The organism is Novosphingobium sp. (assembly GCF_031417815.1).
Lineage (GTDB): Bacteria > Pseudomonadota > Alphaproteobacteria > Sphingomonadales > Sphingomonadaceae > Novosphingobium.
This window is the reverse complement of the sequence record NZ_JANOWI010000041.1, coordinates 92,956-117,358: the sequence shown is the minus strand read 5'-3', so window position 1 is coordinate 117,358 and position 24,403 is coordinate 92,956. Positions and strand designations below refer to the sequence as shown.

Here is a 24,403-nt window from a genome sequence, read left to right as displayed (position 1 = left end):
AAATCACATCGCTTGTGGATCAGTCGCCCTTGAACACGGGTTTGCGCTTTTCGAGGAAGGCGTTGACCGCTTCGGCATTGTCTTTGGTGGCGTGAGCCACCGATTGCATCGCCGCCGACATTTCCAGCACCTGGCCGATCGACATCGACTGCGCGTCCCAGATCAGGCGCTTGGCCATGCGCACCGCAAACGATGGATTACAGGCGATGCGCGCGGCCATGGCGTGCGCCGCTGAAAGAAGCTCGGCATCGGGCACCACCTTGCTGACGAGCCCGATCCGCAGCGCCTCGGCGGCATCGATTGTCTCGCCGGTCAGTGTCATTTCCGCAGCCTTGGAAAAGCCGACAATCCGCTGCAGCAACCAGGCCCCGCCATCGCCCGGGATGATCCCCAGCTTGACGAAGCTTTCGGCGAACTTCGCGCTTTCGCTGGCCACGCGCAGATCGCACATACAGGCCAGATCAAGCCCGGCCCCAATCGCCGGGCCGTTGACCGCCGCGATCACCGGCACTTCAAGCGCGGTGAATGCCAGCGGCAGACGCTGGATCCCGCTCTTGTAATTACGCCGCGTGCGCGCCGGGAGGCTGGCATTGAGGCCGCCGCTGTCGGGCATCATCGCCTTGAGATTGCCGCCCGCCGAAAAGGCGCTGCCCGCCCCGGTCAGGATTGCGCAGCGGACATTGGCATCGTCTTCCATCGCCGCGAGCGTGGCCAGCAGCGCCTCGATCAGATCGAGATCGGAGATCGGATTGCGCAGGTCTGCACGGTTGAGCGTGATCGTGGCGATGCCCTGGTCATCCAGGCTGTAAAGGACGGGGGCGTCAGTCATCGTGGGCTCTCCTCAACCGATCATGCGTTCCATGAACCAGAAGCTGGCCGTTATCCCGATTGCATAGCTGGCCGCAAGCACTGTCGGACGCAGCACCGGGGGTACAAACCGCCTGAGCAGTGCGAGGACAGCCACGCAGCCCGCCACGATCAGCAATTGTCCGGCCTCTACCCCCAGGTTGAAGGTCAGCAGCGCCATCGGCACATCGCTTTCAGGCAGGCCGATTTCGCGCAGCGCCCCGGCAAAGCCGAAGCCGTGGATCAGCCCGAAAGCGAAGGCCACCAGCCACGGCGCGCGCTGCGACAACCGTGGGTGGGCCGGGTCGTGCTTGATGATCTCGACCGCAAGGAACACGATCGACAGCGCGATCAGCGCCTCGACCGGGGCCTGCGGCAGGCCGATCAGGCCCAGCGTGGTGCCGATCAGCGTCAGCGAATGGGCCACGGTGAACGCGGTGGCGGCGCGAACCACGGCCCAGGGCCGAAGCAGCAGCAGCACCAGCGCGATGACGAACAGCAGGTGATCGTAACCGGCCAGGATATGCTCCACCCCCAGCATGAAATAGCTACGCGCGACTTCCCAGCGATCAGGCACCATGGTGACTTCGACCATGGCTGCGGTGGGCGTCAGCCGGGCCGCCTGGACCGGGCGGCCCAGCGGCGCCACGCGCAGCAGGGCATCGGTGAACGCGGCGTCCATTCCCGCAAGCCCGACTTTGCTGCCAGCCAGATCGCGGGTGCAGATCAGCGTGCTTTTGGCCACCAGCGCTGCGCCTTCGATCCGCGCGCGCGGCGGGCCTTGCGTGCAGAACGGCGGAAAGGCCGGCCGGGTGCGCGTGGCCAGCCCGCCAAGGACCGGAGCCTTCCACACCACTTTCCAGGTCTGTGCATCGCGCTGGGTGACCTCGAGATAGCCGGGCCGCAATTCATCGGCCTGCGCGGGCAAGGCCAGCAGAGCCGCTATCAATGCAAATAGCATCAGCACTATAGTCTGAAGCCCCTCCCGCTTGCGGGAGGGGGAAATAGTACGGATCAACTTCGCCCTCATTTCACCGGCACTATGACCACGTCGTAGCCTTCGAGCATGTCGGCATAGGCCTTGCCCTGCGCCTTGGCGGTAGCCGCCGCGCGCCAATCGTTGGTCACGCGTTGGCGCACCTTGGCCAGTGTGGGCGGGCTGGGGGCCGCGCGCGCGGTGATGCGCACCAGGTGCAGGCCAAGCCCCGACGCCACCGGCCCCTGCCACGGTCCGATCGGGAGGCCGCGCAGCGCCAGTGTGAATTCATCGCCGAACTGGCCAGAAATCGCATCGGCGGCAGCCTGATCGACGTGCGCCGGAAGCGGGGCGGGGACGCCGCTCACGGCCGTTCCTGCGCGCAGCTGCACCAGCCGGGCATCGGCGATCAGGCGGTTTTCTGGGGTATCAGCGCCAAAGTAGACCTGATCGAATGTGGTCCGCGGATCTTCGCTATAGCGCGCCGGATCCTTGTCGATCAGCGCCTGCAATTCCGCATCGCCGGGTTCGGCGCTCTCGGCTTCGGCGACCGCCATGGTCTCCATCTTGCGCCGCATACGCCGCACCACCACCTCATCACCCTGGTCGAGCCCGAGCCGCAGCGCCTCACGGTAATAGACCTGGTCGGCCACGTAATCGCGGATCAGCCCGTCAAGCTCGTCCCGGCTCGGCATGCGGTGGAAGCTGTCATAGTAACGCTGGGCGAGGGCGCCGACCACAACTTCATCGACCACGATCCGCCGCTCGCCAAGTTCGGGCGGACGGCCCGACAGCACCATGAACACCGCTGCACCGGCAATCAGGAAATGGACCAGCGGCTCCTTGATCAGCCGCCGGCCTATGCCGTTCCAGTCCATATCAGCCCGGGGTGTACCAGATCGGCGCGGTGTAGCCGCGTTCCTGCTGCTTGAGCGGGATCGCGGGGTCGAGCGTCAGGTTGAAGCGTATCCTGTCATAGGCGACCCAGCTGGGTGTCGGAATTTCGAGCACGCGGACATAGTAAAAAGCGCGGCTGCCCGGATCGAATTCGGGGTCGGCCCAGACAGTCGTCAGCGCCGGTGCGCCGATGGTGTTGGCATAGGACGGTTTGGCCAGATCGACGGTATCGCCGACCGCCGGAACCTTGCCGCCGATCAGTTTGCGCGCGCTGTCCATCTCGCTCCAGGATACATCGAAGATCTTCTCGTGCGCCTGCCCGGCCGCATCGACCCAGCCCTTGACGACCTGAACCCGGTCAAGATTGGCGCCGGCCGGATCTTTCAGTGCCGAGATGATGAAGCTTGGTGCGCTGGTGCCGCCGCGCTTCAGCGTTCCGCCCATCGGCACCCCGCGGCCATAACCGGCCTTGACCCAATCGCCCGCCAGATCCTGCGCGGTGAAATCCCAACCACCAAACACGCGGAGCACCATTCGCGGGCCGGTGGTGGCGTAGACTTCCTTGCGCATCATCGCATCGAAGATCGCCTCGCGGCTGTTGCTGGTCGCCCAGACCGCGGCATAGCCGCTGGCCAGGTAGTTCCAGCCCTGGCGTTCGTCGTGACGGCCAAGGCCCTGTGTCTTGGTGGCGCGGGTGGGCGATGGTTCTGCGCCCGGGTGCTTGCCGAAAAAGTTGTCATCATCGGCAGTTGACAGCGAGGTGTGCGCATCGGTCGATCCGATCACGCCGTACTTGTAGGGATTTTGCCCGGTGCGCTGTTCGATCAGCAGCCCGCGTTTGAGCGCCTCGCGGACGTAGGACCCCGGCTGCATCTCCGGCGTGCTCTTGACCGATAAGTCGAGATTGCCCAGCTCCCACCCGGCATCGCCATAACTGGCGAATTCATCGTTGGGCGACATGAATGGATGGCTTTCGCTGTCGCCCTTGATCTGGGTGATTTCCACCAAGGGTTCGCGCGCCGCCCGGCGGCGGGCATAGGCACCGCTCATCGGTGCGCCCGATGGCTCGGTCATCATGAACATCTCGCCGTTCGAGAGGTTCGAATTGTGCGGGATGGTCAGCGCCTTGCCGCCGGTCTGCTTCTCATAGGTGTCAAGCCAATCCCACAGACCATCGGGGCTGGTCGTATCGAACGAGGCAATTGGCGAAAAGTCGGCCACGCGGTTGCCGCTGTCACGGAACACCACGTTGCGGTGCAGGTTGCTGCCGCCGTTCATCAACGTGTATTCGAAACCGAGGAAGGCTGTGAACTTGCCCGGTTCGTTATAGCGTTCGACCGTGGCGACATGCGCTGTCCAGTTCTTGTGCAACCGTTCTGCCGCGCCGACCGGATTGATCAGTTCCTTGGGCAAGGTGCCTTTGGCTTTGGCTTCGATGATTTCGCCCACCGCCTTCCGCGATTGTTCGGGGCCTTCGTGCATCATGTCGTACCAGCGCCGCATCGTCGGATGGGTGATGAACGAGCGCGGTGCGTTGTAGAGGTCCTTGATCGTGGCAAAACCATCAGAGTGATCGGTGATCACCAGAAAATCGAGCGGTCGGGCGAGCCTGGCTTTGATCCCAGTGGAACTGGTCACTTCCTCGCCCCGGGCAAAGCGCAGTGCCTCTTCCGGGTCAAGCCGGTTGCCAAGACCAAAAGCATCGGGCGAGTTCGAGGTGTGGAGGTGCGTATCGCCCCAATAAACCCGTTCGGGATAAGCGGTGTTCGCCACTTCGACCTTGCCGGTCACAACCTGCTTGACCTTGTCGCAGCCCGATACCAGCACGGCTGAACCGAGCAGCGCGGCCGTCAAATGGAATATCCTGCGCATCCCCGCCCCTTTATTTGGTTTTCATCCGCAACTTGCCACGCCAGCATACAGGGTCAAGCGGCGTTTGGGGCCGTGTCCACATTATGCCGTGGCAAATCTGTGCAGTGGAATTTGCCGCTGCTGCCTGCGTCAGGGTTGTCTGGAGATCAGAATGCGCAACGCCTTGAACCTGCACGATGTGTTTGACGATCTTGCGCACAAAGCGGCAAGAATCGGTGAGTATTGGTGAATTTGCAATTAACTTGAATGTCCGAACCGCAGGCGTTCCAATCAAGTTGAGCCGTTACAAACAGACGACGAAACGCTGTATGCTGATCGCGCTGCAGGTGATAGGCTTGCACCATAACATGGATCGACTTCTCGTGTCGGTCTTTCCCTTCGGTCGCATTCGCCAGTTTGGCATCGGTCCTTCAGGACGGCACAATTGCCGCGCTGCAGGATGGGAAGGGGATGTGCGCATGGCCGCGTGGCAAACAATTGGCAGGGGATCGGCCCCGGGCTTTGCCGGTCCGGTCCGGACTGCGCTGGCATCGCCGGCCGTGCCGTGCGGACTGGTTGAGGGCGATCGCTTTGTTGGCATCAGCGCAGCCACCGAACGCCTGCGCCAGATGATCGCCCGGCTTGGCGCGGCCAGTGCCACAACGCTGATCCATGGCGAAACCGGAACCGGCAAGGAAATCGTCGCGCTGCTGCTTCATCGCAACAGTCCGCGCGCGGCCAAGGCGTTGGTCCCGATCAATTGCGCGGCGATCCCCGAAGCGATGATCGAGGGGGAGCTGTTCGGTTACGAAAAGGGCGCCTTCTCCAGCGCGATCCGCGCCTATCCGGGCAAATTCGGTCTGGCTGACGGCGGCACCCTGTTCCTTGACGAAATCGGCGAACTGAGCCTTGCGGCGCAGGCCAAGATCCTGCGCGCGCTCGAAGCGAAAGAGGTGTTCCCGCTCGGCTCGATGCGGCCGCGGCGGTGCAATGTGCGGATCATCGCCGCCACCAACCGCGATCTTGCTGTCGAGGTGCGCGCCGGACGGTTCCGGGCGGATCTGTATTACCGCCTGGCCGTGGTCCGGCTCGACATCCCGCCACTGGCCGCACGGCGCGAGGACATCGCGCCGATCGCGCGCCATCTGGTGGCCGAACTGGCGCGCGAAATGGCGTGCGGCGTTCCGGTGCTTGATCCCGCTGCGATTGCCGAACTGCAGCGCCGCAACTGGCCCGGCAATGTCCGGGAATTGCGCAATGCACTGGAGCATGCGCTGGTCGTGGCCGACAATCCGGGCGTCCTGCGCGCGGCTGATTTGCCGCCGGCCTTGCCGGATAGCCCGCAAGACACGCCCGCATTCGATGTTGCGCGCTCGCTCATGCCCTGTGCTGCGGTGCTGACCCGCGACAGCGTGATTGATGCCATTCGCGCCTGCGATGGCCAGAAGGCGCAGGCCGCGCGGATGCTGCGGGTGTCGCGGACCACGCTGTACCGCTATCTGCAGCGCCATACCGGCCTTCCCGCGATCGCCTGAATCGATCCCGGGTGTGGTTCCCCGGGCCGTAGCCGTGGCTGTGTTGCACTGTGCCATGCGAAGCGCCTGCAACGTTCCCCTGGTACAGTTGTTACACATCCGGTTACACCGCAGTCTGACTAATCTATATATATGTCATAATCTTAGGTGTCTGGCACGGCTCTTGCGACAGGTCTTGCGCTGGAGACACGGACATGGCGAACGGCCAAGGCCCGCAAGGGCGCGAGTGCAAAACTGACGCGGCTGGAGAAACGGTCCAAGGCGGCGCGCGCCAGTTCGTCAATCACATCGAATTCTTCCTCAGCCTGTCCGACGTCAAATTCGACCTTGGCAGCCTGGGTGCGGCACCGCGGCCTGGGCCTGCAGTCTGGCGCTTCGTCACCACCCCGCATCACCTGCGCCGCCTGCACGGCGGGATGTCCCGCGCTTTGGCCAGCTATGAACAGCGGTTCGGATCGATCGAGCCAGCCGAAGGGAGCAGCGATGGCTGATACCCTGGCACCGCATCTGGTCGGAGAATCGATCGTGGCCTTGCTGCGGGCGCGGCGCGCACTGCTGGTTGAGGGCGGGCAGCTGGCCGGGGTTCCAGCCACCGCCGATATTGCCCATGTATCGGTCGCCAAACTGGCTTCGACCACCCCGCCCAGCGCCGGCCTGTCACTGACCTGCTTTCACCTGACGCGGGCCGATCAGGCGCGTCCCGTGGCCAGCGCGGCGGTGCCCGGTGCGATCGGTCTTTCGCTTGAGCTGCACTATCTCCTCGCCTGCTGGGAGGGCACCGCATCGGACGAACTGTCGCTGATGGCCTGGGCCATGCTTGAGCTGAACCGTTTTCCGGTGCTCGGCGCCGGGCACCTGGTCGGTACGGGCTGGGTCCGCGGGGACAGCGTGCAACTGGTCCAGGGCGGCGAAACGCCCGAACAGCTCGCGCGGATCTGGGACAGCTTCAAGCTCAAGGCGCGGCTTTCGGCAACCTACCGGGCGCGTACGGTGCATATCGGATACGGCACTACGGGCGATAGTTTGCCAGTGGTCGCCTCGCGGCTCAGCTTCGCCGATGGCGATGTGGCGATGGAACCTGCCTCATGACGATGATGCTTGCCCCCGATCTGCTTGACCGGCGGGCACTGGCGCTGCTCGCGCTGATCGATCCTAATGGCCAGCCGTTCGAGGGCGGGGTGGAAATAGCCAACGACGACTTGCGCACGGTGAACAAGACCGGCGGCCGGATCGCGCTGCTGGGTGCCCCCGGGTTCGCTGCATACACCGCCGCATTTGCGCCAGCGCCTGGCGCACCGGCAACCGGCTCACAAAGCATCGCGATCGATCTCAATCCGGCGAGCCGCGCGGTGATGCCGCGGCGGATCACCCTGAAACTGCCGCGCAGTGCGGATCCCGCTCAGGCGGATACGGCGGAATCGATTTTCAGGCCCGTGATCGTGGTATTTTCCGCGTCCCCCAGAACAGCAATGCAGCCTGGCGCCTGCATCCTGCGTGCCAGCGTGCGCCGTGCCAGCGACGGTGCCATGGTGGAAAACGCCGTGGTCCGGGCGCGGAGCGCCGATGGCAAGCACACCGCCTGGGCGCTGACCGACCCGGCGGGTGAAGCGGCGCTGGTTTTTCCTGCCCTGCCGGTTTCTTTCGCCGGGGCAGGAGGCACACCTTCGCCCGCGATTGCCTGCGCCGTAGTGGTCCACGCCGATCCTGCCAGCGCGCGGTTTGCGAACCCGGAAACGCTGACTGGCGCCCGCGCTGCGGCGGCCGCGCGGCGCACCGGCCATGTCGATCCCGATGCGTTGATGGCTGCCCATCCGGCCGACTTCGCCGGTGCCCAGACGGTTTCGATTGCCGCGAGCAGCCAGCCCGCGGTCACCCTCAACTGGACCGCGCCATGATCCGGCACGTTCCGTTCAACCCTGCCTCGCTTGCCGAGGCGTTTGCCAAGGAGGCCTTCGATGCCTGAATACCTTGCCCCGGCCGTATTCGTCGAGGAAACCAGTTTCCGCGCGAAGTCGATTGAAGGAGTCGGCACCAGCACCGCGGCCTTTGTCGGGATGACCGCGCGCGGGCCGACCGCCAGCGAAGACACCGATCCAACCCCGCCGCTGCTGACCAGCTTCACCGACTTCGAACGCTATTTCGGCGGCACCGATGATCTGTCGATCGGCGGCAATGCCGTGCCCAACTATCTGGCGCACGCGGCCCGCGCGTTCTTCAACAACGGCGGTGGCCGGCTTTATGTCGCGCGCGTGCTCGGCAACACGGCGGCCAGGGCCGGCAGCGGACAGTTGCAGCTGGGAACGGCGGTAACCGCGAACAAGAAAGTGGCCTTCATGGCCCGCCAGCCCGGCGGGGTGAAAATCCCTGGGACTTCGAACAACTACGCGGTCCTGGTCGCGCAAATGGAACTGCCCACCACCAAGCGCCTGGCCTTGACCCAGCCGGTCGGCACGATGATCCGGATCGCCAACGAATTCTACGTGCTGGGGCTTGATCCGGTATTGACCACCGCAGGCAATCTGACTGCGTTCACAAGCCTGGCACTGGACGGCGACTGTGCAATCGTCAGCTTTGCGGTCGAAGTCCACGATGGCACCGGGCTGGTCCACGAAGCCGCCGGGCTGGGGCTGCATCCGCGCCACCCGCGCTATATCGGCACCTTGTTGGGCGCGGCCCCGCCCAATCCGTCGGATGCGATGACCAATCCGGTCCAGCTGGATGTCGGTGCCAATGTCACCGCGTTCGAACTGCGCGCCGCGCTGGTCGATCTGACCGACGATCAACTGGCCGATCTGACCAGCCTTCCGCTTGCCGATGCCGCTGCGCTGAAGACCAAGCCGGGTGACCTTTCGGCGGTGCTCAAGGGCAAGCCGGTGGTCCGCAGCCTGGATCTTGATGGCGGCAGCGACGGTACGGGAACCCCTGCCACCGCTGATATCCAGTCGGCGCTTGATCGTTTGCTGGCGCTGGAAGACATCTCGATTGTCGCAGCGCCCGGGTCCGCTTCATACAGCGGCAGCGATCCCGCGGCGATCAACCAGATGCTGATCGGTCATGCCGAAGCGCGCCGGTCATACCGGATCGCGGTGCTCGATACTCCGGCCAATCTCGATATTGCCGGGGTCCGCGCGCTCAAGAGCAAGATCGACAGCAAATACGCCGCGCTCTACTATCCGTGGATCCGCTTGACCAATCCCGGTGCAGCGCTCGATCCGCTGGCGTCCAAGGAAATTGACGTTCCGCCGTCGGGCGCGGTGTGTGGGATCTATGCCCGTAACGATGTTCAGCGCGGGGTGTGGAAAGCACCGGCGAACGAAACCGTGACCGGCGCGCTGGGTCTGCAACGCGATGTGCGTTTCGGCGAACAGGAAGTGCTCAACCCGCTGGGGATCAACTGCATCCGCGCATTGCCGGGCCGCGGCATCCGGGTGTGGGGGGCGCGTACGCTGTCGAGCGATCCGGAATGGAAATACGTCAATATCCGGCGCTATTTCCTCTATCTCGAAAGCTCGATCGATCGCGGTACGCAGTGGGCGGTATTCGAACCCAACGGCGAAGCGCTGTGGGCCAACGTCCGCAGTACGATCAGCGATTTCCTCTACAACGAATGGGTCTCGGGCGCGCTGCTGGGAACCAAGCCCGAGGAAGCGTTCTTCGTGCGCTGCGATCGTTCGACCATGACCCAGAACGATCTCGATAACGGCCGGCTGATCTGCCTGGTCGGCGTGGCGGCGATCAAACCCGCCGAATTCGTCATCTTCCGCATTGGCCAGAAAACGGCTGACGCGCGCGGTTAAGGAGCAGCAAAATGCCTCGTGAAACACCCTATGGCGCTTACAACTTCCTCGTCGATTTTGGCGGCGGGGATAATCCGGCTTCGGCCACCGGCGGCTTTTCCGATGTTTCGGGCCTCGGCACCGAAATCACGCTGATGGAATACCGCCAGGGCAACGATAAGGAAAACCGCGTCCGCAAGATCCCTGCGCTGCACAAGGCCGGCGACGTTACGCTGAAGCGCGGGATCATGGGGCTGACCTCGTTCTGGGACTGGATCAACCGCACCCGGCTTGATCCCCAGCACAAGCGCGTGGTCAAGATCGTGCTGCAGGATGAGCAGCACAATCCGGTGCTGGCGTGGAAGCTGGTCAATGCCCGGCCGATGAAATGGACCGGCCCGACGCTCGCCGCAAAGGGCGGCAGCGATGTGGCGATGGAGGAAATCGTCATCGCTGCCGAGGGGATCGAAATGGAACCGGTGAGCTAGGCTCGGCGATTGGAACCCAGCATCATGCCAGCCCCCGGAATCGAATTCGTCACCAGGCGATCCACTGCGCCGGCAGGTCCATCGACCCGCGCCGACGTGGCGGTGTTTGCCGGGCTGATCGGACGCCAGCCAGGTGCGCTTCCCGCAGCGCTGCGCAGCGCGCTGGCCGAGGCGGGATGGCGCGATGGTGGCACGTTCGATACCCCCGATGGGCGGATCGAATGCCTGCTGGGCGTGCCGATTGCGGTGCAAAGCTGGGCTGAATTCGATGCCCTGTTCAACTGGCGCAGCCGCGCTCCGGTGGCTGGATCGGCGCTGCGCATGCCGTGTCCGCTGGGTCTGGCGGTGCGGCAATTCTTTGCCCAGGGCGGGGCCAAGGCGTGGATCGTGCGCTGCGGTGATCCGCTTTCGCTGGCAGCGCCCGATCTTACGTCCGATCAGTTTGCCGAACGGCAACTGCGCGCGCTGGCCGGGCCGATTGCCCCGGATGCTGACGGCGTGCCGATTCTTCCCGGTTTCCAGTCGCGTTCGCGCGATGCTGATCCGCTTGATCCCGCCACCTGGGCCGGTGCCGCCGCGATCTATGCGATCGATGATGCCGCAATGCTGCTGTTGCCGGATTTGCCCGATCTCGCCGCCGGTCCCCCGCAGATTGCCGAACCGTTGCCCGAACCGCCGGGCCCGCCTGAAGCATTCCGGCCCTGTGCCCCGGTTGAGACCGGCGAACCCGCCTTGCCCGAACGCAAGGCCGTGCCCGATTACCGCGCCGTCCGGCTTGGCCAGGCGCGGTACCGCGTCTGGTCTGCTGCGCTGACGCATGCACTTGCCCTGCTTGGCCGGCCGCGCGGGCCTGCGCATCGCCGCGATGTGATGATGGTGAGCGCGCTGCCGTTGCCCGATCCGGGCGTCGATCTTGGCGGGCGGATCGCGCAGTGGCCGCTGGACCTTCTGGCTGCACCGGGCTTTGCGGGCAGCACGAAAGCTCCATTGGCGCTGTTTGATGCTGCAGCTATCGGCAATGCGCGGCTGCAGCTGGGCTATCCCTGGCTGGCAACGCCCGATGCCGCGGCCTGCCCCGAAGGGCTGCAATCGCCCGAAGGCACGCTGGCCGGAATGCTGTCGCGCAGCGCGCTGGAACTGGGCGGCTTCCGCAGTGCAGCGGGCCGGGCGGTACGCGGATCGATGGCCGCCGTGCCTGATATCGCGCCCAGTGATCGCAGCCGCGGCCTGCCCGGCCGGGCCGATTGGCTGGGAGACCGGCTGTGTCTGTTCGCGGTGCAACGCGGCGTCCTTGAACTGGCGAGCGATGCGACGATGGCGGACAGCCGGGCCTGGCGCAAAGGCGGGGTATCGCGGCTTGTCGGAATCATTCTGCGCGCATGCCGTGATCTTGGCGCTGAACTGCTGTTCGAGCCCAACGGGCCGCACCTCTGGTCGCGGCTTGCGGGCAGCGTCACGGCCGTTCTGGAAGCCTTACGGGCCAGCAATGCCTTTGAAGGCGCGGCGGCCGACACTTGCTATCAGGTGATCTGTGACCAGCGCTCGATGTCACCCGCCGATATCGATCAGGGCCGATTGCGCTGCGATGTGGTGATCAACCCGGCGTCGCCGATCGACCGGATCGTGGTGACCTTGGCACTGCTCGATCCGGTACCGGCCCATCTCAGGGCGGCGGCGTGATGGGGCTGGTCAGCAATCCGATGACGGTGCCCGAGCAGCAGGACGACCAGATCCTGTTCGGCAACTTTGCCTTCCATGTGCAGTTTGTGAACGATGCAGGGCCTTTTGCCGGGGCTGGCAGCCCCGGCTTGCTTGGTGCGTTTTCCGAAGTGTCCGGGCTTGAAGCCAGCATGGAGCACAAGGTCGTCCGACAGGGCGGCATGAATTACGGGGCGGCCATGCTGGCTGGGCCGGTAAGCTTTTCCACCGTGGTCCTGAAGCGCGGCGTGGCGCGGTCGCAAACGCTGTGGCGGTGGTGGTCGATGTTTGCCGGTGCCGACGGCGTCAACGATGCCTATCCGCACGTCTCGAACCGCAGCGACGTGCTGATCGGGCTGATCGGGCAATTCGAATTGCCAGCCGGGACGATGGCATCGCGTGAGATTGCGGCGGGCTGGCTGCTCAAGAACGCCATGCCGGTGAAATTCCGCGTCGGCGATCTCAACGCCAAGGGCAACGATGTGGCGATCGAGGAACTGCATCTGGTCCACGAAGGGCTGCACGTATCGGGGGTGGCGGCATGACTGTTACACCCGCAACGATCACGGTGGCCGGCTATGATCCATCGCCGGTACAGTTCAATCCGGCCAGCCTGCGGATCACGACCACCAACCAGATCGACGATGAACATCCCAACCAGGTTTCGAAGCCGACATCGTTCAAGCTCGACGTCGAACTGATCTTCGACAGCAGCGAATATGGCTGCGATATCACGCTGGAAACCTGGCTGTTGACCCATGCTGCGACCGCTTCGGCGCAAGGGGCGACGCCGCAGGGCGGATCGGGGGGCGCAAGCCGCAATCGCCGAGCCGCGGCCGAACCCAGTCTGAAGGAAGTGACGCTGGCATGGGGCCCGAATGCCTACACCGGGTTCATCGAATCGCTGAGTGAAACGCTTGACTATTTCACCAGCGATGGGGTGCCGCTGCGCTCGACCCTGCAGGTCAGCATCAAAGGGCTGACCGACCGCTTTCACGGCGGCGATCCGCAGCTCCTCATTTCAGCGAATTTCGGGCCAAACGCGGTGCCGGCGCTGCCCGAAGTGGTCATGGCCCCTGCGGCTGCGGAAGGCTCAGCCAATCTCAAGCAGCGGGGCCTGTCCGCACCGGGCGACAACGCAGCGATGCGCGGCATCGCAGCCTTCAACGGCATGGAAAGCATGCGCGGCGGGACGGGCGCTGTTGCCGGTGCCATTGCTGGAGCAAGCGCTGGCGCAGGAGCGGGAGCCGGGGCCAGCGCAGGGACCGGTGCTTTTGCCGGGGCGAGCGCCGGCGCAGGGGCCGGAATGGCCGTCGGCACCGGGGCACAGCTTCAGGCGGCCGCCGGGTTTGCGATGGCAGGCGGCGTTTCGGCAGGAGCCTCGGCAGGCTTTGGCATGGGGGCATCGGCGGGCCTCAGCGCAGGGGCCGGGCTTGGCGCTTCGGTCGGCGTGGGAATGGCTGCCGGGGCGGGCGCCGGGATCGGCATTGGCGGCGGCATTGGCCTGAGCGGCGGTATCGGAGCCGGGGCCGGGATCGGCGCTTCGGTCGGCATCGGCATCGGTGGATCGGGTGGGGGTCTCGGGCTGACCACCAGCACCAGCGTGACCGGATTCGACGGTGTGACCCGCACCGATACCACCGCTTCGGTTACCGGGCTCGATGGCGTCACCCGCACCACATCGAGCAGCACGAGCAGCACCGGCGGCAGCTTTGGCTCTGGCAGCGCCGGAGCCATGGCCAGCGCTGGGGCATTTGCCGGGCTGGGCACATCGCGCACCAGCCTGCCGCCATCGACATTCAACCTCGACAGCCTGTTGCCGCCGCCACTCCCGGCAACCGGCAACGGCGCAAACTATGACATCAGCGGCCGGGTGGTCAGCAGCGATGGCCAGATTGCGGCCAGCTATGCCGCCCAATCGGGCGTCAGGGTGTGGTGAAGGGAAGCTTGCGGTGACTGTACGGATCGAAGAGATGACCCATATTCCGGCACCGACCGGGCCTGCACAGCCAGGGGCAAATCCGCCTGCCCCGGCCGCGTCAGGGGCGGCTGATCCAGCAATCCTGGTGGCTGCGATCCGCCGCGAAAATGATCGCTGCGCCCGGTTGTGGGCCGACTGACGTGGCACTCAACGATCCCCTTTTTGCCACCGCGCCGACCATCGAAGTTGGCGGGCAAAGCTATCCGCTGCTGCAGGCCAACCTGGTCGCCATGACCATGCGCGAGGCGCTTGGCGGGCTGTCCAGTCTTGAACTCGCGTTCATCGACAGCGTCCAGGATGGCGGCTCTAGCCATTATGCCGCCGGGCCCGGATCGCCGCTTGAACTTGGCGCCGGGGTGCGGGTCTTTGCCGGCGCGCACGAGCAGGGCGCGCCGGAAGTGTTCGACGGCCAGATCACCGCGATCGAGGCCGAGATCCGCGAGAGCCAACCGCCGGTGTTCACAGTGCTGGCCGAAGACCGGCTGTTCGCGCTGCGCCGCAAGCGCCGCGCGATGCTGTTCGAAGACAAGACACTGGGTGCTGTGATTACCCAGGTTTGCGGCGATCATCACCTGACCGCCGAGGTCCGCGAAGGCGTTGATACCACTGCGCGCAACTGGGTTCAGGCCGATGAAACCGACCTGACCTTCTTGCGCCGCATCTGTGCGCGCTTCGATTGCGACCTGCAGGTGGTCGGCAGTCAGGTGCAGGTTGGCCGGATCGGGCACGACCGCCGGGCACTGATACCACTGGCGGTCGGCTCCACCTTGATCGCCGCGCGGATCACCGCCGATATTGCCGATCAGGTCAGCATCGTGGCCTTGAGCAGCTTTGATCCGGCTGAGGGCGCGTCTGTCCTGTCTGAAAAGGACGCCGCGGGCTTCGGTCCAGGCCGCGGCAAAAGCGGCAAGGAAGTACTGGCCGAAAAGTTCAGCAGCGTCACAACGCGCGCGTGCCGGTTCGGCCCGCTCAGCGATGCCGACGGTGATCGTCTGGCTGAAATCGACGGACAGCGCCGCGCGCGCGGGTTTGTGCGGGTGGACGGCGTTGCCCGCGGTGATGGCAGCCTGCGGGTAGGCAGCTGGGTCGAACTGTCCGGGATCAACCCCCAGTTTGCCAATCAATATGCGGTCTACGAGGCAGTCCACCGGTTCGACGCGCAATCTGGCTATCGCACCGAATTCCGCGCTGAATGCGCCTATCTGGGGGCATCGCAATGACCTTTCACTCTGCCGCCAGTCGCTTTGCCCAGGCTGATTACTGGCGGATGGGCGTGCATATCGGCGTGGTTCGCTCGGTCGATGACCCGCAAGGCCAGGCGCGGGTTCAGGTGCAGATCCCCGCGATCGATCCTGACCGTCTGGGCATGGTCTGGGCCCGCGTCGCGGTCGCTTTTGCGGGCGACAACTTTGGGGCTTTCCTGATTCCCGATGTCGGCAGCGAAGTGCTGGTCGCGTTCACCGCGGGGGACACCGGCTGGCCGGTGGTGATCGGCAATCTTTGGAACGGCGCGACCGGGGTGCCCGAAAGCCTGCCCGGCGATGCGGTCGATCGCTGGACGCTGACCGGCAAGGCTGGCACCCGGATCGCGATTCTGGAAGAATCCGGCGGCCAGGAAAAGGTCGAGATCACCACGCCCAACAGCGCCAAGGTGACGATCAGCGAGGAAAGCGGCGGCAAGATCACGCTCGATGCAGCAGGGCATACCGTTACACTTTCGACAAGCGGCGTTTCAATCCAGACTTCGGCCAAAGTTGAGGTCAACGCATCAAAGGTGTCGGTCACCGCCTCGCAGGTTTCGGTCGATGCCGGGATGTCGAAGTTTTCCGGCGTCGTGCAGTGCGACACTCTGATCACCAATTCGGTCGTCTCGACCAGCTATACGCCCGGAGCGGGGAACATATGGTAAGCGCGGCAACCCTCCATCCGGCTGCCCGGCGCAAGGCGGTGGCGATGCTGCCGCGCCAGCCCGCGCACGAAATCTGCCTGCGCCCGCTGGGTGGCGGCGATGCCCGCAATGTGATCGCCACCAGCAGCGCCCGCGATTTTGTCGAGGCGCTGTTCGAAGACCTACAGGCAGCGGACTGGCGCACGCGGCTGACGGCAATGCGCGGCCTGCGCAAGGGCAGCGACAATGTCCTCGAATTGAGCCTGCCCACCCACCGGCGGTTCCAGCTTGCGCTGTTCGAGGCCTATTGCCTGCAGCCGGGTGAGCCGCGACTTGATCCGGCCAAGATCCGCGGTTCGGGTCTGGTCCTGCGGCGGCTGGCGGGATCGCGGCACGCAGCCTGGTACAAGCGCGGCAAGACCGTGCTGGGCTGGCAAGCCGTGAACTTGCCCGATGCCGATCCCGATCCGGCGAAAGCCGCGATCCACCCGGCCAATGCCGCCCTGCGGAGCGCGATTGCCGCCAGGCAGGGCGGGGGCGTGCAGGCCCCGGCAGAAAGCGTTCACGGACTTTACCCCGCACCGCCCGAAGTCTGCAAGGCGATCGGCAAGACCGTGCTGTTTGCGGTGATCCCGGTTGCCAGCGGCGAGTTGGAGGACCGGCCCGGCGATGCCATAAACTATGCCGCGCTGCCTGCCGCTGACCAGCACGAGATGATCGCGCATCTCAGCTGCTTTCTGAAAGCGCGGCCCGAACGTGACCTGCCGCGCGCCGGGCAGGTTCTGTCAAAAGACTGGAATGTGCTTTCGCCCGAAACCACCGTTGCTGATCCGCAACTCGCGCTGATCGCCACGTTTCTGTACCAGACGATGGCCGAGCTTGACGCCCTGGGCTCCGGACCGGCAGCGGCGCGGCTGCTGCAGGTGCTCGCCGAAATCCAATTGCCGACCGCCGAGGATCAGCTCGGCCGCCCCACCGCAACGCTCGATGCCGCGAGCTTCGTGCGCCGCGCCGCACCGATCCTGATCGCCGGTGAAGGCAACCCGCAAGGCCACGCCATGCCGCTGCGCTGGCCAGCGGTGGATGAGGCGACCGGCCAGCGCCTGATCGAAGCCTCCTTTGCCTGCCTGACCGAGCAACACGCTGCGCGCATTGGGCCGCCCGAGAAGTTCCGCGATGAACAGGCGCGCTATTGTGTGCGCGGTTTCCTGCGTGCGGCCGGGCATGATGATTGCCCGGACGCGCTGGTCTGGTCGATCGAAAGCGAACCGTTTCGGATCCTGCCGTGGTGGGACGGCGAAGGCCCGGGCACGACGATTGCATTGCCCGACATTGCCCGGCTCAAAGAGGTCAAGCCGTCGGTTACTTTCGCGCTGCCGTCGAGTCTCGCCAATCTCCTCAAGGGCAACATGGAGGATCTGGCGAAAGGCAAGGGCGGCACCGGCGGACCGGGGATCGATTGGCTGTGCAGCTTCTCGATCCCGGGCATCACGCTGTGCGCGTTCATCGTGCTGAATATCTTCCTGTCGATGCTCAACATCATCTTCAGCTGGATGATGTCCATCAAGGTCTGCATCCCCATCCCGAAGAGGCAATAGCGTGTCCGGACCGATCCTTTCCTCGTCGCGCGGTGCTCAGATCCGCCCACCCTTGTGCTGGCCGCTGCTGCCGGTGCCGGACGATCAGGGCCGCATTGGCTTCCCCGATCTGGAAACATCGGTGCGCCAGCGGATCGAAGCGATCCTGCGCACCAGTCCGGGTGAACAGCTGATGCGACCGCAGTTCGGGGCCGGGCTGGAACTGGCGATCCACAAGCCCAACACCGTCTCGACCCGGGCCGAACTGGAACGCAGCATTTTCGCACATGTCAGCGCTTTCGAGCCGCGCATCTTGCTGGACCGGGTCGAAGTAGCGCCTGGCAGCGATCCTGCGGTGGTGATGGTCACGCTGGCCTATCGCATTCGCCAGATCGGTGTCGCCGCGGCGATGACGCTCTCGGTTCCGATGGGAGGTGCCTGATGCCAATCCGCCCGCCAGCGCTTGACGATCGCGGCTTTGCCGATCTGGTTGCCGATATGCTGCGCCGCATTCCGGCGCATACGCCGGAATGGACTGACCTGCGCGAAGGCGATCCGGGACGCACGCTGATCGATCTGTTCGCCTGGATGGGCGATACCATCCTGTACCGCGCCAACCTGATCCCGGAACGCCAGCGCCTGGCCTTCCTGCGCCTGCTGGGCAAACCACTGCGTGCCGCCAGTCCTGCGCGCGGATTGGTGCAGATATCGATCGACGACAAGGCGCAAACCGGTTTGACGGTTCTGCCCCAGCGCCACCCGATCATGAAACCGGTGCGGTTCGAACTGGACAGCGAGTTGAACGTCCTGCCGGTCGAAGGGCAGGCTTACCTCAAGCGCCGTCCAAGCAGCGCCGAACGCGCTAAACTGGCACCGCTGCTGGCCGATCTGCAGGACCTTTACGGCATTACCGGCAACGCCGATGCCTATGTCACCACGCAGGCATTTGCTGGCGGCGCGGCCGAGCCCGGCGGGCGCGATTTTGCTGCCGATGCAATTGATCGGTCGCTGTGGTTTGCGTTGCTCGCCCCGACGCCCGAAGCGGCGACGCTGGCGGCGGTGCGCCATACCCTTGGCGGCGGCGATGCGGCGCGGCGCGTGGCGCTGTCAATCGGCGTGGTGCCGAGCATCGCCGCGCCCCAGTCGCTTGAGGCGATATCGGCGCGGGCACCGATCCTGCATGTCTGGGAAGTGGCGGCACCGGGCGGCGGCTTCCTGCCGCTCGAACTGTTGTCAGACGGCACCGCCGGGCTGACCCGGCCCGGCATCGCACGGCTGCTGCTGCCCGGCGAGGATGATTTTGCCGTGCCTGCCAACGATGTGCTGGCCGATCTGCAGGCCGGGGTTGGCGATCGCCCGCCGCGGATCGATGACCTCCTCGTGGCCACGCGTCTGGTTGCCTGGGTGCGGCTGCGTCCGTTGCCCGAAGCGCGGCTTTCCAGCCTGAAACTGTCGTGGGCCGGGATCAACGCCGCGATGGTCACCCAGCGCGAAACCAAGGGCCGCCAGCAGATCGGCCGCGGGACCGGGCTTTCGGGTCAGCAGCTCTCGCTTGGAGCAGGCAATGTCGAGCTGTCGAGCCTGGTGATCGAGGTCGAGGAAGAGGAGGGCATGCGCGCCTGGCCGCTGATTGATGATGTGGCGATGGCCGGCCGGGCCCAGCGCGCCTGTCAGGTCGATGCCGAAGGTGGCACGGTGCGTTTTGGTGACGGGGTGCGCGGCGCGGTTCCGGCATCGGGCAAGGCGATCCACGTGGCGGTGATGCGCAGCGGCGGCGGCAGCGCGGGCAATGTGCCCGCCGGTTCGCTTAAGGCGATTTCCGGCCCGGTCCAGACGATCAAGCTCAAGCTGGGTCAGCCGCTGGCGATGAGCGGCGGGATCGATGCCGAAACACTGGAAAGCGCCGAAACCAGGATTCCCGCCGAACTGCGCCACGGCGACCGGGCAGTAACGCGCGGCGATTTCAAGGCGCTGGCGCTGGCCACGCCCGGCGTCGCGCTGGCCCGGGTCGAAGTGCTCGAACGGTTCAAGCCGCAGCAGCGCCGACACGGTCTACCCGGGGTGGTCTCGGTGATGGCGATCCCGGCGCGCGGTGGAACCGAAAAGCCTGCGCCGCGCCCCGATCGTGCCACGCTTGAAACCGTGCATGGCTGGCTCGATGCGCGGCGGCCGCTGGGTACCGAGCTCTATGTAATCGCGCCTGATTATGTGCCCGTGGGAGTCAGCGCAGCGGTAGAACTGGTCGACCCGGCCAATCGCGACGCCGTGCTCGATGCCGTCGCCGCTGCAATTCGCCTTCATCTCTGGCCGCTCGCACCGGGCGGGCCGGACGGGCAGGGCTGGCCGCTGGGCCGGGCACTGGATGACCGGTTGATCGAAACCGCCATTGCCCGCGTCCCCGGTGTGCGTTCGGTAGCGCCAGTGCGGCTGTTCACGCGCAGCGCCCGCCGCGCCTGGCGCGCCGTGGCGGAAAACCAGACCGGGCGCGGCTTCATTGGCCTGGAGCGCTGGCAACTGCCCGAGCTGGCCATGCTTGCGGTGGGCGTCGGCGATAGCGCAGCGCCCAGCTTGCCGCCCGCCGGACCAGGCGGCGGCGGGATCGCGGTGCCAGTCGTGCCGGAGCTTTGCTGATGCAGCGGGAGGCACCATCATGGACGTAAACGGCCTGCCGTTCCGGCTGATTGCCGGCGCTGCCGATTTCGGCTTTGCCGCCAATGCCGAAGGAGCGCGGATCGCGGACGGGCTTGCATTCGATTCGGCCAGTGGCAACCTTCACCTTGCCAGCCAGCAAGCACCGCCCAGCCCGAACGAGGACGAAACCTTCGCGCGGTTGATGGCCTCTTCACCCGCGCCGGTTGCCGATCCCTTGGGCGGCTTCGCCTGGTGGCAGTCGCTGCCGCCGGAGAGCGATGCCGAACACGGTGTCATCCGGCTGAGCGGGTTTGCCTCCGGGTCGGTCGATCTCAAGCTCACGATTGCGCCGACCGGCGAAACCGTGCCGAGCGACATGATGCTGAGCGCGGACGACGTGCTGTGCGTGGCGCGCGGCGGGCGCGTGGTATTGCATGATCTGCGCGATCGCTGGCCCGATCAGATGGTGGTTCATGGCTCGCTGCGTGCCGATTTGCTGGCGCCTTCGCCGTCGGGCGGGGGTTGGGCGTTCGACAAGGCGCGGCGCAGGCTGATGCGCCTGCGCGGCGCGCCGCTGCGCGATTTCGGCGGCGATGATGATGGCGCCGCACGCTTTGCGCCGCTCGAACCGAACCGCGATCCGCCGCGCCTGGTGGCGGTGCCGCGCGGAACGATCCCCGCCGGACTTACCGCTGTCTCGCTGGCGGCCTCGGCGCAGGGCAAGCTGGCTTTGCTGGCCTGGCAGAGCGGCGCTGACGCGGCCTTGTTGCTGTTTGGAGCGGATGGGTTTGCCGAGCACGGCCGCCTTGCCGGACTGCGCTTTCCCTATGCGCTTGCGTGGGACGGTGAGGACCGGGTGGCGGTGATGGCGGCCGAAGGCACTTCGCCCGGACGGCAGGCGTGGTGCTATGCAATCGCCGGTGCCCCTGCGGCAAATCGTGCCCTGTTGCCCGATGGCCGGGTATTCCCGCTCCCGCAGGCCTGGGTGGGCAAGTGGTGCAATGCTGCAGGACCGCGTCCGCGCCATTTGCAGGCGCCCACCCCCGAAGCGTTGCCCGATGCGGTGCGGCCGCTCCACGCGCTTTCCATCGGCCGGCATGCCCGCAGCGGGCGGGTGCTGATCGGGCCAATCGATGGCCAGTCGGCGGGGACGGTGTGGCACCGGATCTATGCCGAGGCGGCGCTGGCCGATGGCACCGCGATCGATCTGCAGCTCTACGCCAGCGACCAGCACGGCGATCCCGCGATGCCAGAGGGCCGAGCCGATCCCGACTGGGCCTTGCACCGCATCGTTCCGCAGGGACAGGATGAAAGCCTACCCGGCACACCGATCGCGGCGTGGCTGGCGCAGCCCAGCGAAGTGCCCCACGCCCCGCCGCTGCTCGGCTGCCCGCCCCAGCCGGGCAAGGCAGGCCTGTTTACCGTGCTGGTGCAGCAGCCCGGACACAAGGTCCGGCGGCTGGCCGGCCGCTTTCTGTGGATCACGGTGACCCTGCGCGGGGATAGCCAGGCCACGCCCGAACTTGCGGCGCTGCGCTGCTATGCCCACCGCTTGTCGTGGCGCGACCGCTATCTGCCCGACTTCTACAGCGAAACCTTGAGCGGCAGCGATGCGAGCGCAGCGGGCGCGGCCACCCCGCACGATTTCATGGAACGCATGCTCCACACGCACGAAGGCGTGCTGACCGAGATTGAGGGCCGGATCGCCGGGTCCTGGCAAATGACCGATCCGGCCACCGCACCATCCGCAGCCCTGCCATGGATCGGGCAGTGGTTGGGCATTGCCCAGCGCACAGGCGAGGCGCCCGAACGGATGCGCCAGCGGCTTTTGACCGCGCCTTACACCGCGGCACTGGGCGGCACGTGCGGCGGGCTGCTCGCCGCGCTCGAACTGGCCAGTGGCGGCAAATTACTGTCCGGCGGGCGGATCGATCCGGGCCGGCGCGTGCCGGCTCCGGGCGAGTTGGCGTTGGTGCGTGCCGGCGATGTCGCGCTGCGCGGGCTGATGCTGGCGCTGGGGCCGGAAGGGCAGGGCCTGTTCCTGACCGGCGGCGGGGTCACGCGCGGGGATATCGTCGTGGTCGAAGGGTTCCGCCTGCGCCGCACCTTTGCAACGATCCTGGGCGCCGATCTGGCGGATGAGGCCGATCCCTTGACGCTGGGGATGGCGACATCGGGCAACAGCTATGTCGGTGATACGCTTATCCTGGGGGATGCTGCGCGCAATGAATTGCTGGCGCTCTATGCCCCCGAAATCGATGCCGCGCGTGGCGATTCCGATGCAGTGGCTGCTTTCTATGCCCGGCTTGCCTGGCGGGTGCTGGTGCTGGTGCGCGGGGTGGATGATCGCGCCGAACTGCGCCGCCTGTCCGATGTGGTGGCGGAAAGCGTTCCTGCCCATGTCGAGCCGCATGTCCATCAGGCGCGTAATCCGCTGATCGTCGGCGCGGCGTCGCTGGTCGGGGTCGACACCTTCCTGACCGAACCCGAACCGTTCCAGCGGGTCAAGCTGGGCGAGACGGTGTTGGGAGCAGGCGATTTCGTGGCCGGCACCGGAATGCTCGATCCACGCGCCGATGGCCCGGTGCCGTCATCGCCGATTGCCGCCGCGCATGGCCCGCATTCGGTGTGGGTCGGCAATGCCTTCACGCTCAGCGCGCTGGCCAGCAAGGCCGGCAGCGGGGGCCCGATCAATCGTTACGTGTGGATGTGGGACAAGGAGCCCTAGAATATGGCCGAGTTCAAAATGAATGTGCCGGTGGTGCAGAAGGACCCGCTGATTACCGTGGATGTCGATCCGGCCAATCCGTTGCCGCCGGGGCGCTACCGGTTTCAGCTGGTGGTGATCGACGATGCCAACAATGAAAGCGCGGCGACCGTGCTCGATGTGATCATCGCCGATACGCAATTGCCCACCGCCGTGCTCGATATGGTCAACGCCGACAAGGCGATTGTCGCGCCAAACGTTGCGGCCGGTAGCGCTTTCTTCCTGTCGGGCGCGCGGTCCAGCGATGTCGCGCCGGGGAAGGTCAAGGCCTACCGCTTCACCCTGATCGAAGGCCCGGTGTAGCGCCATGGCGGTGCTTGCCCTCAACCAGCCGGTGACCCTGGGCGATTCCGTCCTGCAAGTCGAAAACCGGCTTGCGCCCGGGCGCTACCGCTTCCGGCTGGTCGTGATCGATACGGCAGGTCTGGAAAGCGCGCCGGCCGATCTGATCGTGACCGTTGAAGCACCGCCGCCGCCGCCGCCGTCGCCCCCCACCGGACCTTTTCGCCCGCCGATCTTCCGCCCCGACCGTTTCGACCGGATCGATCGCGTGCTCGACCCGCGAATATTGCGTCCCCGCCGCCCTATTGGATAAGCAGCCATGACCTATGCCGATCCTGCCAGTTTCTACTCTCCCGCCGACCCGCTGCTGGCGATGGGCGCCCCCGAACGGGTCAACTACGCCACCGGCGTGCTGCTCCAGGCCGAGGATTTCCGCGACGAGCAGACCTATCACCGCGCCCGCCTGGCCAAGGCGCTGGCCAATGCGTTGGGCCATGGGACGCTGGCCGGTCTGGCGGTGCGCGCGCCTGAGGCCGAGGATAACGAGCTGCATCTGCGGGTCGAACCGGGGCTGGCGCTGGATCGTCATGGCCGCCTGATCGAGCTTGGCGAGGCGTGGTGTACCCGCCTGTCGCGCTGGTTTGCTGCTCAGACCACACCGATGCTGCGCAGCGCGATGCACAAGAAGCCGCGCACGGCGCTGCCGCTCGCGGTGGTGGCAGACCTGTTCCTGTCGCAGGCCGATTGCGCGCGCGGCAAGACGCCGAGCTTTGCGCAAGGGCCGTTCGACGCGCTTGATGCGCTGGTCCCGGCGCGGCTTGCCGAACTGCCCAACCTTGATCTGGTGCTGCGCGCCGAAGGTCCGCCTGCGCCGCTGCCCGCGCCGCACAATTACTGGCCGGAAGCATCGGCCAGTGCTGATGACCGGCTTGCCGCCGTGCTCGGCAGTTATGGTCTGGGCCACGGCGAAGGGATCGATGGCGGCCTGGAACCGCTGGAGGAACATGTCGAGGGACGCGATCCCGGGGCGGTCCTGCTGGCCCGCGTCGCCATCCCGGTAACCTTGGCTGACGGCGCCGCACCGGCTGTCCGCCCTGTGCTTGATCTGTCGCGCCGGGTGCTGGTCGATAACGCCATCAGGCCCTTCATCTACCTCGCCGGCAAATGGCTCGGCGCTGCGCCGCGCACCGTTCCGGTCCGCGAACCTTGA

Annotated in this window: 23 protein-coding genes; 19 read left to right on the top strand and 4 right to left on the bottom strand. The window is 65.9% G+C overall.

The annotated features are described in order from the left end of the window. Positions 1–19 precede the first annotated feature (19 nt). The 4 genes from RMN99_RS10280 to RMN99_RS10265 form a co-directional block, all read right to left on the bottom strand. Positions 20–829, bottom strand: a complete 810-nt coding sequence (locus RMN99_RS10280) for a crotonase/enoyl-CoA hydratase family protein (protein WP_309623224.1) — start codon at positions 827–829, stop codon at positions 20–22. A 12-nt stretch (positions 830–841) separates the two neighbouring features. Next, positions 842–1,807: a HupE/UreJ family protein gene (locus RMN99_RS10275; RefSeq protein ID WP_309623319.1), complete on the bottom strand. Its 966-nt coding sequence runs from the start codon at positions 1,805–1,807 to the stop codon at positions 842–844. Between the two features lie 65 nt (positions 1,808–1,872). Beyond that, positions 1,873–2,700 carry a peptidylprolyl isomerase gene (locus RMN99_RS10270; RefSeq protein ID WP_309623223.1) on the bottom strand — a complete coding sequence of 276 codons (828 nt, stop codon included), beginning with the start codon at positions 2,698–2,700 and terminating at the stop codon, positions 1,873–1,875. A 1-nt stretch (position 2,701) separates the two neighbouring features. After that, on the bottom strand, positions 2,702–4,591 hold the full coding sequence (locus RMN99_RS10265; RefSeq protein ID WP_309623222.1) for a DUF3604 domain-containing protein: 1,890 nt from the start codon (positions 4,589–4,591) through the stop codon (positions 2,702–2,704). Positions 4,592–5,049: 458 nt separating this feature from the next. On the opposite strand from RMN99_RS10265, the gene RMN99_RS10260 reads away from it, so the two are divergent. The 19 genes from RMN99_RS10260 to RMN99_RS10170 all read left to right on the top strand — a co-directional run bounded on the left by RMN99_RS10260 (position 5,050) and on the right by RMN99_RS10170 (position 24,403). After that, entirely contained in the window at positions 5,050–6,105 is a 1,056-nt protein-coding gene (locus RMN99_RS10260) for a sigma-54 dependent transcriptional regulator (RefSeq protein ID WP_309623221.1), read from the top strand. A gap of 194 nt (positions 6,106–6,299) precedes the next feature. Continuing rightward, a complete protein-coding gene (locus RMN99_RS10255; RefSeq protein ID WP_309623220.1) occupies positions 6,300–6,596 on the top strand; it encodes a hypothetical protein in 297 nt (98 codons plus the stop codon). Next, positions 6,589–7,194: a Pvc16 family protein gene (locus RMN99_RS10250; protein WP_309623219.1), complete on the top strand. Its 606-nt coding sequence runs from the start codon at positions 6,589–6,591 to the stop codon at positions 7,192–7,194. The genes RMN99_RS10255 and RMN99_RS10250 overlap by 8 nt, the downstream gene beginning before the upstream one ends. Further along, entirely contained in the window at positions 7,191–8,000 is an 810-nt protein-coding gene (locus tag RMN99_RS10245; protein ID WP_309623218.1) for a hypothetical protein, read from the top strand. The genes RMN99_RS10250 and RMN99_RS10245 overlap by 4 nt, the downstream gene beginning before the upstream one ends. Positions 8,001–8,060: 60 nt before the next feature. Further along, positions 8,061–9,902 carry a phage tail sheath subtilisin-like domain-containing protein gene (locus tag RMN99_RS10240; RefSeq protein ID WP_309623217.1) on the top strand — a complete coding sequence of 614 codons (1,842 nt, stop codon included), beginning with the start codon at positions 8,061–8,063 and terminating at the stop codon, positions 9,900–9,902. A gap of 11 nt (positions 9,903–9,913) precedes the next feature. After that, positions 9,914–10,369, top strand: coding sequence for a phage tail protein (locus RMN99_RS10235; RefSeq protein ID WP_309623216.1), 456 nt, complete (start codon positions 9,914–9,916; stop codon positions 10,367–10,369). A 24-nt stretch (positions 10,370–10,393) separates the two neighbouring features. After that, entirely contained in the window at positions 10,394–12,049 is a 1,656-nt protein-coding gene (locus tag RMN99_RS10230; RefSeq protein WP_309623215.1) for a hypothetical protein, read from the top strand. Beyond that, the gene (locus RMN99_RS10225) at positions 12,049–12,612 is read left to right on the top strand and encodes a phage tail protein (RefSeq protein ID WP_309623214.1); all 564 of its coding nucleotides are present in this window, start codon (positions 12,049–12,051) and stop codon (positions 12,610–12,612) included. The genes RMN99_RS10230 and RMN99_RS10225 overlap by 1 nt, the downstream gene beginning before the upstream one ends. Next, complete coding sequence (locus RMN99_RS10220; RefSeq protein WP_309623213.1) at positions 12,609–14,006, top strand: hypothetical protein; 1,398 nt, start codon at positions 12,609–12,611, stop codon at positions 14,004–14,006. Before RMN99_RS10225 ends, RMN99_RS10220 begins: the two co-directional genes overlap by 4 nt. Positions 14,007–14,019: 13 nt before the next feature. After that, positions 14,020–14,187 (top strand): hypothetical protein, encoded by a 168-nt coding sequence (locus RMN99_RS10215; RefSeq protein ID WP_309623212.1) that lies wholly within the window; start codon positions 14,020–14,022, stop codon positions 14,185–14,187. 1 nt (position 14,188) lies between these two features. Continuing rightward, on the top strand, positions 14,189–15,268 hold the full coding sequence (locus tag RMN99_RS10210) for a contractile injection system protein, VgrG/Pvc8 family (protein ID WP_309623211.1): 1,080 nt from the start codon (positions 14,189–14,191) through the stop codon (positions 15,266–15,268). Then, complete coding sequence (locus RMN99_RS10205) at positions 15,265–15,957, top strand: phage baseplate assembly protein V (protein WP_309623210.1); 693 nt, start codon at positions 15,265–15,267, stop codon at positions 15,955–15,957. The genes RMN99_RS10210 and RMN99_RS10205 overlap by 4 nt, the downstream gene beginning before the upstream one ends. Next, positions 15,951–17,534 carry a hypothetical protein gene (locus tag RMN99_RS10200; RefSeq protein ID WP_309623209.1) on the top strand — a complete coding sequence of 528 codons (1,584 nt, stop codon included), beginning with the start codon at positions 15,951–15,953 and terminating at the stop codon, positions 17,532–17,534. The genes RMN99_RS10205 and RMN99_RS10200 overlap by 7 nt, the downstream gene beginning before the upstream one ends. A 1-nt stretch (position 17,535) precedes the next feature. Beyond that, positions 17,536–17,955 (top strand): GPW/gp25 family protein, encoded by a 420-nt coding sequence (locus tag RMN99_RS10195; protein ID WP_309623208.1) that lies wholly within the window; start codon positions 17,536–17,538, stop codon positions 17,953–17,955. Continuing rightward, positions 17,955–20,144 carry a putative baseplate assembly protein gene (locus RMN99_RS10190; RefSeq protein WP_309623207.1) on the top strand — a complete coding sequence of 730 codons (2,190 nt, stop codon included), beginning with the start codon at positions 17,955–17,957 and terminating at the stop codon, positions 20,142–20,144. The genes RMN99_RS10195 and RMN99_RS10190 overlap by 1 nt, the downstream gene beginning before the upstream one ends. Before the next feature lie 19 nt (positions 20,145–20,163). Next, a complete protein-coding gene (locus RMN99_RS10185; protein WP_309623206.1) occupies positions 20,164–22,872 on the top strand; it encodes a hypothetical protein in 2,709 nt (902 codons plus the stop codon). Positions 22,873–22,875: 3 nt separating this feature from the next. Next, a complete protein-coding gene (locus RMN99_RS10180) occupies positions 22,876–23,214 on the top strand; it encodes a hypothetical protein (RefSeq protein WP_309623205.1) in 339 nt (112 codons plus the stop codon). Between the two features lie 4 nt (positions 23,215–23,218). Beyond that, entirely contained in the window at positions 23,219–23,506 is a 288-nt protein-coding gene (locus tag RMN99_RS10175; protein WP_309623204.1) for a hypothetical protein, read from the top strand. A gap of 6 nt (positions 23,507–23,512) precedes the next feature. Further along, positions 23,513–24,403, top strand: coding sequence for a hypothetical protein (locus RMN99_RS10170; RefSeq protein WP_309623203.1), 891 nt, complete (start codon positions 23,513–23,515; stop codon positions 24,401–24,403).

Coding starts and splice junctions, on each gene's coding strand:
- RMN99_RS10280 (WP_309623224.1), bottom strand. CDS start 829: ATGACTGACGCCCCCGTCCTTTACAGCCTGGATGACCAGGGCATCGCC.
- RMN99_RS10275 (WP_309623319.1), bottom strand. CDS start 1,807: ATGCTATTTGCATTGATAGCGGCTCTGCTGGCCTTGCCCGCGCAGGCC.
- RMN99_RS10270 (WP_309623223.1), bottom strand. CDS start 2,700: ATGGACTGGAACGGCATAGGCCGGCGGCTGATCAAGGAGCCGCTGGTC.
- RMN99_RS10265 (WP_309623222.1), bottom strand. CDS start 4,591: ATGCGCAGGATATTCCATTTGACGGCCGCGCTGCTCGGTTCAGCCGTG.
- RMN99_RS10260 (WP_309623221.1), top strand. CDS start 5,050: ATGGCCGCGTGGCAAACAATTGGCAGGGGATCGGCCCCGGGCTTTGCC.
- RMN99_RS10255 (WP_309623220.1), top strand. CDS start 6,300: ATGGCGAACGGCCAAGGCCCGCAAGGGCGCGAGTGCAAAACTGACGCG.
- RMN99_RS10250 (WP_309623219.1), top strand. CDS start 6,589: ATGGCTGATACCCTGGCACCGCATCTGGTCGGAGAATCGATCGTGGCC.
- RMN99_RS10245 (WP_309623218.1), top strand. CDS start 7,191: ATGACGATGATGCTTGCCCCCGATCTGCTTGACCGGCGGGCACTGGCG.
- RMN99_RS10240 (WP_309623217.1), top strand. CDS start 8,061: ATGCCTGAATACCTTGCCCCGGCCGTATTCGTCGAGGAAACCAGTTTC.
- RMN99_RS10235 (WP_309623216.1), top strand. CDS start 9,914: ATGCCTCGTGAAACACCCTATGGCGCTTACAACTTCCTCGTCGATTTT.
- RMN99_RS10230 (WP_309623215.1), top strand. CDS start 10,394: ATGCCAGCCCCCGGAATCGAATTCGTCACCAGGCGATCCACTGCGCCG.
- RMN99_RS10225 (WP_309623214.1), top strand. CDS start 12,049: ATGGGGCTGGTCAGCAATCCGATGACGGTGCCCGAGCAGCAGGACGAC.
- RMN99_RS10220 (WP_309623213.1), top strand. CDS start 12,609: ATGACTGTTACACCCGCAACGATCACGGTGGCCGGCTATGATCCATCG.
- RMN99_RS10205 (WP_309623210.1), top strand. CDS start 15,265: ATGACCTTTCACTCTGCCGCCAGTCGCTTTGCCCAGGCTGATTACTGG.
- RMN99_RS10200 (WP_309623209.1), top strand. CDS start 15,951: ATGGTAAGCGCGGCAACCCTCCATCCGGCTGCCCGGCGCAAGGCGGTG.
- RMN99_RS10190 (WP_309623207.1), top strand. CDS start 17,955: ATGCCAATCCGCCCGCCAGCGCTTGACGATCGCGGCTTTGCCGATCTG.
- RMN99_RS10185 (WP_309623206.1), top strand. CDS start 20,164: ATGGACGTAAACGGCCTGCCGTTCCGGCTGATTGCCGGCGCTGCCGAT.
- RMN99_RS10180 (WP_309623205.1), top strand. CDS start 22,876: ATGGCCGAGTTCAAAATGAATGTGCCGGTGGTGCAGAAGGACCCGCTG.
- RMN99_RS10175 (WP_309623204.1), top strand. CDS start 23,219: ATGGCGGTGCTTGCCCTCAACCAGCCGGTGACCCTGGGCGATTCCGTC.
- RMN99_RS10170 (WP_309623203.1), top strand. CDS start 23,513: ATGACCTATGCCGATCCTGCCAGTTTCTACTCTCCCGCCGACCCGCTG.